The organism is Nocardioides lentus (assembly GCF_039529515.1).
GTDB lineage: Bacteria > Actinomycetota > Actinomycetes > Propionibacteriales > Nocardioidaceae > Nocardioides > Nocardioides lentus.
The window spans coordinates 832,309-843,693 of record NZ_BAAAMY010000004.1; the positions used below are offsets into that span (position 1 = coordinate 832,309).

Consider the following 11,385-nt stretch of genomic DNA (forward strand, 5'->3'; position numbering starts at 1 on the left):
CGCGCGTGAGGGCGGGTCGGACGGCGGTTCCGACGTCGTCGGCGGGACCTCCATGCTCACCGCGCTGGTGCGCCTGCACTCGGCCCTGCAGGAGGTCCGGCTGCCCCTGGCGCTGCCGGGCGTCGAGGAGCAGCGCGCCGACCGCGCCGAGCTCGTCACCCAGCTCGAGGACTACCTGATCCCGCGTGTCACCACGATGGACGGGCCGCTGCTCGCCGTCGTCGGTGGCTCGACCGGTGCCGGCAAGTCCACGCTGGTCAACAGCATCGTGGGGCGCCGGGTGACCGAGTCGGGCGTGCTGCGCCCGACCACCCGCTCGCCCGTGCTGGTGCACCACCCGGCGGACGCCGGCTGGTTCGGCCAGGACCGGCTGCTGCCCGAGCTGGTCCGGGTCGACCGGCCCACCAACGACCCCGCCGCCCTGCAGCTCGTCGCCAGCGACGCCGTGCCCCACGGCCTCGCGGTGCTCGACGCGCCCGACGTCGACTCGGTCGACGCCTCCAACCGCGCGCTCGCCGCCGAGCTCCTCGCGGCCGGCGACCTGTGGCTGTTCGTCACCTCCGCCGCCCGGTACGCCGACCAGGTGCCGTGGGAGCTGCTGCGCCAGGCCGCCGAGCGCTCGACGTCGGTCGCCGTGGTGCTCGACCGCACCGACCCCGACGACGCCGGCACCGTGGCCACCCACCTCGCCCGGATGCTCGCCAGCCGCGGGCTCAAGGACTGCCCGCTGTTCACCGTCCCGGAGACCACGCTGACCGACGACGGTCTGCTGCCTCCCGGCGCGGTCGACGACCTCCACGCCTGGCTGCGGGCGCTCGCCGCCGACGCCGACGGGCGCGCCGCGGTCGCGATCCGCACCGTCCTCGGCACCATCCGCACCCTGGGCGGGCGCAGCCACCTGCTCGCCGGCGGCGTCCAGGCCCAGATCGCCGCCGCCGCCCGGCTGCGCGAGTCCGTGGCCGCGGCGTACGCCGAGTCCGTGGTCGCGGCCCGTGCGGCCACCGCGGACGGCACGATGGTGCGCGGCGAGGTGCTCGCGCGCTGGACCGAGTTCGTCGGCTCCGGCGAGCTCCTGCGCTCCCTCGAGGAGCGCGTCGGCTGGCTGCGCGACCGGCTGCTCAACGCGGTCCGCGGCCGCCCGCAGACCGCCGAGCTCGTCGCCCGCTCCGTCGCCGTCGGTCTCGGGTCGGTCCTCGTCGAGCACGCCGAGGTCGCCGCGGGCCGCGCGGCCGCCGCCTGGCGCGGCGACCCCGCCGGTGTCAGCCTCCTCGCCGAGGCCGCCGCGCGCGGCGACGACCTCGGCCGGGCGACCCCCACGGCGCGGCGTGAGGCGCAGGCGCTGGCCCGCGAGTGGCAGGACGGCCTGACCCGGATGGTCCGCGCCGAGGGCTCCGACACCCGCTCCACCACCCGCTACCTGACCGTGGGGATCGACGGCCTCGCCGTCGCCCTGTCCGTCGTCGTGCTGTCGCAGTCCGGTGGCACGCTGGCCGTGGAGAGCCCGTCCGCTGCCCCCGGCGCGGGTGCGGTCGCGCAGCGGCTGCTCGACGCCGTCTTCGGCGAGCAGGCCGTGCGCTCGATGGCCTCTCGCGCCCGCGGCGACCTCGACCGCCGCGTCGAGGCCCTGCTGACCCGTGAGGGGGCGCGCCACCAGGCCGTGCTGGACGACCTCGGTCTCGTGCCCGCCGCGCCCGAGCACCTGCGTGAGGCGGCCCGCCGCGTCGACGACCTGCGCTTCCGCTCGACGCGCGGCACGGGCGGGGGCCACGGCGACGCGGTCCCCGCGCGGCCCACGCCCTAGGGTGTGCCGCATCCTGCCGTCCGTGCTGTTGCGAGGGAGTAGATGACGTCCCTGCCCGAGGGTCCCCACCACCGGCCGGGGCCGTCGACCGGTCTCGCCGGCCGTGTCGACGCCCTGACCACCGCGGTCGAGCGCGCCCGTGGCCGCGTCGAGGAGTCCGTCGTCGACGACGCCCGGGCGACGGCCGAGCGGGCCGCCGCGCGGATGCGGCTGTCGGCCGAGCACACCGTGGTCGCCATCGCGGGGGCCACCGGGTCCGGGAAGTCGTCGACGTTCAACGCGCTCACCGGGCTGGACCTCTCCGCCGTCGGCGTGCGCCGTCCGACGACCTCCTGGGCCACGGCCTGCGTGTGGGGCGGGGACGACGCGACCGAGGTGCTCGACTGGCTGGGGATCCCGCCGCGCCACCAGACCAACCGTGACTCGATGCTGGACGCGACCCGCGAGGACAACGACCTCGACGGCGTCGTGCTGCTCGACCTGCCCGACCACGACTCGACCGAGGTCTCGCACCACCTCGAGGTCGACCGGCTCGTCGACCTGGCCGACCTCATGGTCTGGGTCCTCGACCCGCAGAAGTACGCCGACGCCGCGGTCCACGACCGCTACCTCGCACCGCTGGCCGCCCACGCCGAGACCATCGTGGTCGTCCTCAACCACCTCGACGCCGTCCCGGAGCCGCGCCGCGAGTCCATGCTGGACGACGTGCGTCGGCTGCTCGTGGACGACGGTCTCGGCGGCGTGCCCGTCATCGGCGTCAGCGCCCGCGAGGGCTGGGGGGTCGACGAGCTGCGCACCGAGGTCGCCCGGCGGGTCCGTGACAAGGCGGTCGCGCGCGGACGGCTCGAGCGTGACGTCCGCGCCGCGGCCGACCGGCTCGCGGAGGCCTCCGGGACCACCGGGTCGGGCCCCGCGCACCACACCCTGAGCGGCTCCCGCGCCGGTGAGCTGGAGGCGGCGCTGGCCGACGCCGCCGGCGTCGGCGTGGTCGTCGAGGCGGTCGAGACCGCGGCCCGACGCCGCGCCGCCCGCGCCACCGGCTGGCCGCTCCTCGCCTGGACCGGCGCGCTCGGCAAGGACCCCGCGGCCCGCACCGGGCTCGACCTGCAGGGGGCCGGTGGTGACGACGCCGTCGCCGCCGAGCTCGCGGGGGGCGCCTCGACCCCGAGCACCGCGCGGGTGCAGGGCTCCCGGGTCGACGCCGCGCTGCGCGACGTCGCCGACGACGTGTCGCGCGGGATGTCCGAGGCCTGGCAGGACGCGGTCCGACGGGCCTCGGTGTCCCGCTCCGACGAGGTCGTGCGACGGCTGGACGAGACCCTCGCCGCCACCGAGCTCGAGCCGACGCGCCTGCCCGGCTGGGTCCACGCCGTCCGGGTCGTGCAGTGGCTGCTGCTGCTCGTCGCCCTCGCCGGGGGCGCCTGGTACGTCGCGACGATCGTGGGCGCCACCGCGGAGGTGACGCTCGCCGGGGTGCCGGTCGCGCTGGCGCTGCTGGTCGGGGGCCTGGTCCTGGGGCTGGTGCTCGCGCTCGTCTGCCGGGCCCTGGTCGGCCGCGCGGGCCGGTTCCGCGGGATGGTCGCCGACACCCGGATGCGCTCCGGGGTCCACGACGTGGCCACCGAGCTCGTCGTCACCCCGGTGCGCGCCGAGCTCGCGGCGCACGCCGAGCTCTCGGACGCGCTGGCCACCGCCCGCCGCTGACCCGCCCCGGGCCCGCTGCCCCTGCGGCCCGGCACCGCCCCGGCGGCGCAGGCCGCATAGGGTTGAGGCCATGGCCGACTACGTGTACACCCTGCGCAAGGTGCGCAAGTCCCACGGCGACAAGGTCGTCCTGGACGACGTCACCCTCTCCTTCCTCCACGGCGCCAAGATCGGCGTCGTCGGCCCCAACGGCGCCGGCAAGTCCTCGCTGCTCAAGATCATGGCCGGCCTCGATCAGCCCAACAACGGCGACGCGTTCCTGGACCCCGACGCGACCGTCGGGATGCTCCAGCAGGAGCCCCCGCTGACCGAGGGCAAGACCGTGCTCGAGAACGTCGAGGAGGCGGTCGCCGAGCTCAAGGCCAAGATGGCGCGCCTCGACGAGCTGTACGCCGCGATGGGCGAGCCCGACGCCGACTTCGACAAGCTCGGCGAGGAGTCCGGCAACCTGCAGGCCGAGCTCGAGGCCGCCGACGCCTACGGGCTCGACTCCCGTCTCGACCAGGCGATGGACGCGCTGCGGTGCCCGCCGCCGGACGCGCTGGTCGACAACCTCTCCGGGGGCGAGCGTCGCCGCGTGGCGCTGTGCAAGCTGCTCCTGCAGCAGCCCAGCCTGCTGCTGCTCGACGAGCCCACCAACCACCTCGACGCCGAGTCGGTGCAGTGGCTCGAGGGCCACCTGAAGTCCTACCCGGGCGCCGTCCTGGCCGTCACCCACGACCGGTACTTCCTCGACAACGTCGCCGAGTGGATCGCCGAGGTCGACCGCGGTCGCATCCACGGCTACGAGGGCAACTACTCCACCTACCTGGAGACCAAGAAGGACCGGCTCAAGATCGAGGGCGCGAAGGACGCCAAGCGCGCCAAGATGCTCGAGAAGGAGCTGGAGTGGGTCCGCTCCAACGCGAAGGCCCGCCAGACCAAGAGCCGCTCGCGGCTCGCGCGCTACGAGGAGATGGCGGCCGAGGCCGACCGCGCCCGCAAGATCGACACCTCGGAGATCAACATCCCCGCCGGGCCGCGCCTGGGCGACGTCGTCCTGGACTCCCACGACCTGACCAAGGGCTTCGAGGGACGCGTCCTGATCGACGACCTGTCCTTCACGCTGCCGCGCGCCGGCATCGTCGGCGTCATCGGCCCCAACGGCGTCGGCAAGACCACGCTGTTCCGCATGATCACCGGCAACGAGGAGCCCGACGAGGGGGACCTGCGGGTCGGCCAGACCGTCAAGATCTCCTACGTCGACCAGACCCGCGGCGGCATCGACCCGCAGAAGAACGTCTGGGAGGTCGTCTCCGACGGGCTCGACTTCATCAAGGTCGCGAACTTCGAGATGAACTCGCGCGCCTACGTCGCGTCGTTCGGCTTCAAGGGCCCGGACCAGCAGAAGAAGGCGGGGGTGCTGTCCGGCGGTGAGCGCAACCGGCTGAACCTCGCGCTGACCCTGAAGATGGGCGGCAACCTGCTGCTGCTCGACGAGCCCACCAACGACCTGGACGTCGAGACCCTGTCCTCCCTCGAGGACGCCCTCCTCGACTTCCCGGGCTGCGCCGTGGTCACCTCCCACGACCGGTGGTTCCTCGACCGCGTCGCGACCCACATCCTGGCCTGGGAGGGCGACGCCGAGAACCCGGCCCGCTGGTTCTGGTTCGAGGGCAACTTCGCGGCGTACGAGGAGAACAAGGTGGAGCGTCTCGGCGTCGAGGCCGCCCGGCCCCACCGGGTCACCCACCGCCGCCTGACGCGCGACTGACGCCCCACCCGCGCGGGAGGCGGCAGCCCGTCACGACCCCGGGTCCGGTACGCCGGACCCGGGGTCGACGTGCGTCTCAGGCGTGCGCGCGGCTGTCCGACGCGGCGGTCTCGGTCTCCGCCGGGGCCGCGGGGCTGACGAGGGCCGTGAGCCGGACCGACAGCAGGCCCAGCACGCAGCCGGCCAGCAGGCTGACGGAGACGTTGACCCACACCATCTCCAGCGGGGTCGAGATGACCCCGCCGAACGCACCGGCCCCGGCCGTGGCCACGTCGGCCAGCGACTCGACGTTGTTGCCGGTGCCGCCCCCGCCGGGAGCCCACGTGTCGAGGCCCGTGGCGGTCCACCAGAAGAAGACCGAGGCGAAGGCGCCGAAGGTCGCCGGGACGTAGTGCCAGTCGCCGAGCGCGCTCATCAGCACGAGGAGGACGGCGAAGACGCCGACGAACACGGCGATCGCCCAGAAGTCGGGCAGGGGCGCGGTGGCCGACGAGGCGAGCATCGCCCCGAGACCGGCCAGGCCGCCGACGACGCTGCCGACGGTCACCTTCACGAAGGCGCCGGTGTCGGCACCCGCCGCGAAGAAGAACCCCCAGGAGATGAAGGCGGCGGGCACGACGAGGTGGAAGTTGCTGGGCAGGGCGAGGCCGTTGCCGAGGTCACCGTCGGTGACCCAGTGGAAGGTGAAGTTGAGGGCGAACCAGGTCCAGGCGAGGGCGAGGACCCCGATCACGAGGGCGAGGGGGACGGAGGCTTTCAGGCGGTCGAGCACGACGGTTCTCGATTCTGGCGCGCCGAGCCGCCCCGGGGCCGAGGGGCCGGTCCGGGGAGGGGTCGACGGAGGGGCGACGACGGAGGGGGCCCGCGGGAGCGCTCCCGGGGCTCGTGACCGGTCCGCCCGGTGTGGTGGCGGACCTCGCTGCTGTGACGGTCGTCACGGGCTGCGACGACGGTAGGTCGCCCACCGGCGCCCGGCGAGTGCCGCGTGTCTCAATCTGGGACGCCGGGCGGTGTCGGGGTCCGGGTCGGTGGTCGGGTCACCGGGGTCTCGACCCGCGGTCGCGACCTCGTTCCTCGGTCGTGCCTCAGCGGATCTCGGCCTCGGGGTGCTCGGGGAGGAGGTCGTCGGCGACGGCGTCCATGACGCGGCCGACGGCGGCCAGGTCGGCGGGGTCGGCCAGGTCGACGAGGTGCTCGCGCACGCTCGTCACGTGGGACGGCGCGGCGCGGTCGAGCAGCTCCTGGCCGGACTCGGTCATGCTCGCCACCACGCCACGCCCGTCCTCGGTGGCCGGCTGGCGCCGGACGAGACCGCCCTGCTCCATCCGGGCCACCGTGTGGGTGATCCGGCTCCGGCTCAGGCACAGGGAGTCCGCGATCTGCGCCATGCGCATCTCGTGGTGCTCGCGCTCGGAGAGCCGCACGAGGATCTCGTACTCCGTCAGCGACACGCCGTACTCACGCCGCAGCTGCTCGTCCAGGTGGTGCATGAGCAGCGTGTTGGCGACCACCAGGGCCCGCCAGGTCCGCTGCTCCTCCGGGTCGAGCCACTTCGTCCCGACCTCGACCGTGGTCCCGGTCGCCCCCGTGTTGTCCACCATTCATCGAGTGTAGGGCCCCGTTCGGGACCCGCGGGTCAGGCGGTGCGCTCCAGGATCAGGGCCATGCCCTGGCCGCCGCCGACGCACATCGTGATCAGGCCGGTGGACTTGTCGTGCCAGTCCAGGCTGTTGAGCATCGTGGCGGTGAGTCGGGCACCGGTCATGCCGAAGGGGTGGCCGACCGCGATGGCGCCGCCGTTGACGTTGAGGCGGTCCAGGTCGATGCCGAGGTCCTGGTACGACGGGACGACCTGGGCCGCGAACGCCTCGTTGATCTCGACGAGGTCGATGTCGCCGATCGACATGCCCGCGATGCGCAGCGCGTTGCGCGTGGCCTCGACCGGGCCGAGGCCCATGATCTCCGGCGAGAGCCCCGACACGCCGGTGGACACGACCCGCGCCAGGGGGGTCAGCCCGAGCTCGGCGGCCTTGGTGTCCGACATGAGGACGACGGCGGCGGCGCCGTCGTTCAGCGGGCAGCAGTTGCCGGCCGTGACGACGCCGTCGGGCCGGAAGACCGGCTTGAGGTCCTTCACCGCGTCGTAGGTGACGCCGGCGCGGGGGCCGTCGTCGGCGGTGACGACGGTGCCGTCGGGGGTCGTGACGGGTGTGATCTCGCGCGCCCAGAACCCGTTGTCGACGGCCTTCTCGGCCAGGTTCTGCGAGCGCACGCCGAACTCGTCGAGCTCGCGACGGTCGAGCCCGCGCAGCTTCGCGACGTTCTCGGCGGTGAAGCCCATCGCGATGTAGGCGTCGGGGAGGAGCCCGTCCTCGCGCGGGTCGTGCCAGCCGTCGCCGTTCTCGGCGGTCGCCTTCGTGCGGGCGCGGGCCTCGTCGAAGACGGGGTTCTGGGTGTCGGGCAGGTGGTCCGGGGTGCCCTTGACGAAGCGGGAGACCGTCTCCACGCCGGCGGACACGAACACGTCGCCCTCGCCGGCCTTGATCGCGTGGAACGCCATGCGGGTGGTCTGCACCGAGGACGAGCAGTAGCGGTTGACGGTCGCGCCGGGGACGCCGTCCATGCCGTTGAGCACGTTGACGACGCGCGCCATGTTGAAGCCGGACTCGCCGCCGGGCAGGCCGCAGCCGAGGTAGAGGTCGTCGACGTCGGCCCGGTCCAGCGCGGGCACCTTGTCGAGGGCCGCGGCGACCATGCTCGCGGCGAGGTCGTCGGGCCGGACGTCCTTCAGCGAGCCCTTGTTGGCGCGGCCGATGGGGGAGCGGGCGACGGAGACGATGACGGCCTCGGGCATGCGGGGTCCTTCCGGGGGTCCAGGAGCGGGTTACCCCACAGTAACCACCCCTCGGCTCTGCCAGGATCCACCCCGTGCGCCACGTCTACGAGTGCCCGATGCGCTGGGCCGACCTCGACCTGCTGGGTCACGTCAACAACGTCGCCCACGTCGACGTGCTCCAGGAGGCGCGCATCGACATGCTGCGGCGGCGGGGGAGCGCCCACGGCGCGACCGACGACGCCCCGGCGCCGCTGACCCGCGGCTCGGTGGTGGTCCGGCTGGAGGTCGGCTACGTCGCGCCGCTGCGCCTGCGGCGCCACGTGAGGGTCGAGATGTGGGTCTCGGAGGTGCGCGCCGGCGCCTTCACCATCGACTACGAGGTCACCGCGGGCCGGTCGTCCTCCGACGACCCCGAGCGCGACGTCGTGCTGCGGGCGCGCACCCTGCTCGCGCCGTACGACTTCGACGCCGACCGCCCGCGGCGGCTCACCGGGGCCGAGCGCGACGGGCTCTCGGCGTTCCTCGAGCCCGGCGAGCCCGTCCGCCGTGCCCGCCCGGGCCCCCCGGACGCCGTGTGGTCCGAGGTGCCCTGCGCGGTGCGGTTCTCCGACGTGGACGTGTTCGGCCACGTCAACAACGTCGCCTACGTCGAGCTCTTCCAGGAGGCGCGGATCAAGACGTTCTCCGAGCTCACCGCGGGCCTGCCCGACGACACGCCGCCGCTGTCGGTGGTGGTCGCGCGCACCGAGCTCGACTACCTGCGGCCCGTGCTGTTCCGGGCCGAGCCGTACGCCGTGCGCACCCGCGTCGCGGAGGTCGGCCGCACGTCGTTCGTGCTGGCCTCCGAGCTCGTCGACCCCGAGGCCCCCGCCGACACCGCGGTGATGGCCCGGGCCCGGGTGGTGGTCGTGGGCTTCGACCCCGAGGCCCAGCGGGCGGCCGCGCCGCCGCCGGCGTACGTCGAGGCGCTGCGCGCGCGCCTGGTCCGAGCCGACCCGGCGTGACCCGGCCCCGCCCCGGCAGGGGTCGGGTCAGTCGAGGGTGTTGACCATGAAGTCGGCGGCGTAGGTGACGTAGGCCCACAGCCGCTCGTCCTGCGCCGGGGTCAGCCCGGCGCCGTCCATGGCGGCCCGGAAGCAGGACAGCCAGTGGTCGCGGGCCTCGGGGGTGACCGCGAACGGCGCGTGGCGCATCCGGAGCCGGGGGTGGCCGCGGGTCTCCGAGTAGGTCTTGGGCCCGCCCCAGTACTGCACGAGGAACAGGGTGAAGCGCTCCTGGGCCGGGCCGAGGTCCTCCTCGGGGTACAGCGGACGCAGGACCGGGTCGACCGCGACGCCGTCGTAGAAGCGCGCGACGATCCCGGCGATCGTCTCCCAGCCGCCGACCTCCTCGTAGAAGGTCTGCTCGGTCCCGTCGGTGCTCACGCGCCGGCCCCCGTCGCGCCGCCCGGGGCGCCGGCGCCGGCAGCCTCGCCGTGACGCGGGTCGCGCGACCAGACCACGCGCTGCGGCAGCGGGATCTCGATGCCCTCGGCGTCGAAGCGGTTCTTGATGCGCAGGCGCATCTCGCGGGACACCGCCCACTGCTCGCCCGGCGCCGTCTTGATCGACAGCCGCACGGTGACCCCGTCGACGCCGAGGTCCTGGATCCCCAGCACGGTCGGCTCCTCCAGGATCTGGCCGCGGTAGTCCTCGTCCTCCCACATGTCGTGCGACGCCTCCCGCAGGATCCGGTTGACGCGCTCGAGGTCCTCGCCGTACCCGACGCTGATGTCGAGCACCGACTTCGACCAGTTCTGGGACTGGTTGCCCACCCGGACGATCTCGCCGTTGCGGACGTACCAGACGGTGCCGTGGATGTCGCGCACCCGGGTCACGCGCAGGCTCACGGCCTCGACGGTGCCGATCGCCTCGCCGAGGTCGACCTCGTCGCCCACGCCGTACTGGTCCTCCACGAGCATGAACACGCCGCTGATGACGTCGCTGACGAGGCTCTGGGCGCCGAAGCCGAGCGCGACGCCGACGATCCCGGCACTGGCGATCAGCGGCGCGACGTTCACCCCGATCTCGGAGAGCGCCATGATCCCGACCACGGCGATGATCACGCCCGTCGCGACGCTCTTGAGCAGGGAGCCGAGGGTCCGGGTGCGCTGCTTGCGGCGGTGGCTCACGACGGGGGTGCCGCCGGCGGCCTCGGCGCCCTGCGGGGGTAGGCCCAGGCCGGGCTTGCCCGGCCGGCCGCCCATCATGCTGTGCTCGGCGCGCCGCACGAGACGGTCGATGATCCGGTGCAGCACCCACCGGCCCAGCACCCCGAGCAGGATGATGCCGAGCACGGCCGCGGGCTTGCCCAGCAGCAGCTCGGCGAGCGACGCGGCGGTGTCGTTGCCGGTCAGCTCGCGGGTGATGCGGCAGGACCACGCCTGGTCCGGCTCGCAGGCGCCGTAGGTGTCGATCGCGAACATCCCCCCAGTATCGGGGCGCGTGGTGAGAGCGGTGCGCGGGGGACCGACCGCGACCGATATCCTGGGCGGGTGCCTGGATCTCGCCGTCTGCTGTCCGTGACCGCCCTCGCCGCCGGCCTCGTGGTGGCCGGCGCCGGCCCGGCCTCGGCGGTGCCCGAGGGCTGGAGCGACCCCGAGCCCGTGAGCGGTCTGACCGTCCTCGTGCTGCTCGTGGGCATCCCGCTCGGCCTCGTGGTGCTCGTCGCCCTCATGGTCTACGTGCCGGCGCTGGTGCGCGGCGAGCGGGTCGCCCCGGGCTCCGGGCGGATCGAGGAGCTGTGGATCGGCGGTCCGCGCAGCGGCACCAAGCAGCTCGCGGGTCCCGACGGTGACGACTCCCAGGCCGGAGGCGCTCGTGGCACGTGGTGAGGTCTTCGACGCGACCGAGCGCCAGACCATCGACACCGCCCTGCGCAAGGCCGAGGAGCGCAGCCGCTGCGAGTTCTCGGTCTGGGTGGGGGAGTCGCAGGGCGACACCCGCGCCTACGCGACGCGCCTGCACAACACGCTGGTCTCCCCGGCGTACAGCGTCCTGATCATGGTCGACCCGCTCCGCCGGGTCGTCGAGGTCGTGACCGGCGCCGAGGTGCGCCGTCGCCTGCCCGACGTGCGGGTCAACTTCGCGGTGCTCCAGATGGAGACCGCCTTCGCCCAGGGCGACCTGGTCGGCGGGATCACCTCCGGCGTCGCCATGATGGCCGACACCGCCGCCGAGTCCTGACCCTCGCCCGCGCGACCGGTCGCCGCCGGCGCGACCGGCGGCTGGACCGGCCGGCCCGGGCCGGGGG

11 protein-coding genes are annotated in these 11,385 nt (G+C 74.2%); 6 read left to right on the forward strand and 5 right to left on the reverse strand.

Going from position 1 to position 11,385, the window contains the following annotated elements:
* Window positions 1–52 precede the first annotated feature (52 nt).
* The 3 genes from ABD158_RS10835 (at window position 53) to ettA (ending at window position 5,258) form a co-directional block, all read left to right on the forward strand.
* Window positions 53–1,801 (forward strand): GTPase domain-containing protein, encoded by a 1,749-nt coding sequence (locus ABD158_RS10835; RefSeq protein ID WP_344006977.1) that lies wholly within the window; start codon window positions 53–55, stop codon window positions 1,799–1,801.
* Window positions 1,802–1,843: 42 nt separating this feature from the next.
* Window positions 1,844–3,505, forward strand: a complete 1,662-nt coding sequence (locus tag ABD158_RS10840; protein ID WP_344006979.1) for a GTPase — start codon at window positions 1,844–1,846, stop codon at window positions 3,503–3,505.
* A 70-nt stretch (window positions 3,506–3,575) separates the two neighbouring features.
* Window positions 3,576–5,258 (forward strand): energy-dependent translational throttle protein EttA, encoded by a 1,683-nt coding sequence (gene ettA, locus ABD158_RS10845; RefSeq protein WP_344006980.1) that lies wholly within the window; start codon window positions 3,576–3,578, stop codon window positions 5,256–5,258.
* A gap of 76 nt (window positions 5,259–5,334) precedes the next feature.
* Here the strand turns inward: ettA and ABD158_RS10850 are convergent, their stop codons facing one another.
* From ABD158_RS10850 to ABD158_RS10860, 3 genes are all read right to left on the reverse strand, one after another.
* Complete coding sequence (locus ABD158_RS10850) at window positions 5,335–6,030, reverse strand: DUF1097 domain-containing protein (RefSeq protein ID WP_344006981.1); 696 nt, start codon at window positions 6,028–6,030, stop codon at window positions 5,335–5,337.
* Between the two features lie 313 nt (window positions 6,031–6,343).
* Entirely contained in the window at window positions 6,344–6,859 is a 516-nt protein-coding gene (locus tag ABD158_RS10855) for a MarR family winged helix-turn-helix transcriptional regulator (RefSeq protein WP_344006983.1), read from the reverse strand.
* 35 nt (window positions 6,860–6,894) lie between these two features.
* Entirely contained in the window at window positions 6,895–8,112 is a 1,218-nt protein-coding gene (locus tag ABD158_RS10860; protein WP_344006985.1) for an acetyl-CoA C-acetyltransferase, read from the reverse strand.
* A 74-nt stretch (window positions 8,113–8,186) separates the two neighbouring features.
* Here ABD158_RS10860 and ABD158_RS10865 point away from each other — a divergent pair, with 74 nt between their 5' ends.
* Window positions 8,187–9,098, forward strand: a complete 912-nt coding sequence (locus ABD158_RS10865; protein WP_344006987.1) for a thioesterase family protein — start codon at window positions 8,187–8,189, stop codon at window positions 9,096–9,098.
* 27 nt (window positions 9,099–9,125) lie between these two features.
* On the opposite strand, the gene ABD158_RS10870 is transcribed toward ABD158_RS10865, so the two are convergent.
* Together ABD158_RS10870 and ABD158_RS10875 are read right to left on the reverse strand one after the other, a co-directional pair.
* Window positions 9,126–9,518 carry a globin gene (locus tag ABD158_RS10870; protein WP_344006989.1) on the reverse strand — a complete coding sequence of 131 codons (393 nt, stop codon included), beginning with the start codon at window positions 9,516–9,518 and terminating at the stop codon, window positions 9,126–9,128.
* Entirely contained in the window at window positions 9,515–10,558 is a 1,044-nt protein-coding gene (locus ABD158_RS10875; protein ID WP_344006991.1) for a mechanosensitive ion channel family protein, read from the reverse strand. Before ABD158_RS10875 ends, ABD158_RS10870 begins: the two co-directional genes overlap by 4 nt.
* Window positions 10,559–10,627: 69 nt before the next feature.
* Between ABD158_RS10875 and ABD158_RS10880 the strand changes: the two genes are divergently transcribed.
* Both ABD158_RS10880 and ABD158_RS10885 read left to right on the forward strand, forming a co-directional pair.
* A complete protein-coding gene (locus ABD158_RS10880; protein WP_344006993.1) occupies window positions 10,628–10,966 on the forward strand; it encodes a hypothetical protein in 339 nt (112 codons plus the stop codon).
* Window positions 10,953–11,318 (forward strand): DUF5130 family protein, encoded by a 366-nt coding sequence (locus ABD158_RS10885; RefSeq protein ID WP_344006995.1) that lies wholly within the window; start codon window positions 10,953–10,955, stop codon window positions 11,316–11,318. The genes ABD158_RS10880 and ABD158_RS10885 overlap by 14 nt, the downstream gene beginning before the upstream one ends.
* Window positions 11,319–11,385: the final 67 nt, after the last annotated feature.

Coding starts and splice junctions, on each gene's coding strand:
- ABD158_RS10835 (WP_344006977.1), top strand. CDS start 53: ATGCTCACCGCGCTGGTGCGCCTGCACTCGGCCCTGCAGGAGGTCCGG.
- ABD158_RS10840 (WP_344006979.1), top strand. CDS start 1,844: ATGACGTCCCTGCCCGAGGGTCCCCACCACCGGCCGGGGCCGTCGACC.
- ettA (WP_344006980.1), top strand. CDS start 3,576: ATGGCCGACTACGTGTACACCCTGCGCAAGGTGCGCAAGTCCCACGGC.
- ABD158_RS10855 (WP_344006983.1), bottom strand. CDS start 6,859: ATGGTGGACAACACGGGGGCGACCGGGACCACGGTCGAGGTCGGGACG.
- ABD158_RS10860 (WP_344006985.1), bottom strand. CDS start 8,112: ATGCCCGAGGCCGTCATCGTCTCCGTCGCCCGCTCCCCCATCGGCCGC.
- ABD158_RS10875 (WP_344006991.1), bottom strand. CDS start 10,558: ATGTTCGCGATCGACACCTACGGCGCCTGCGAGCCGGACCAGGCGTGG.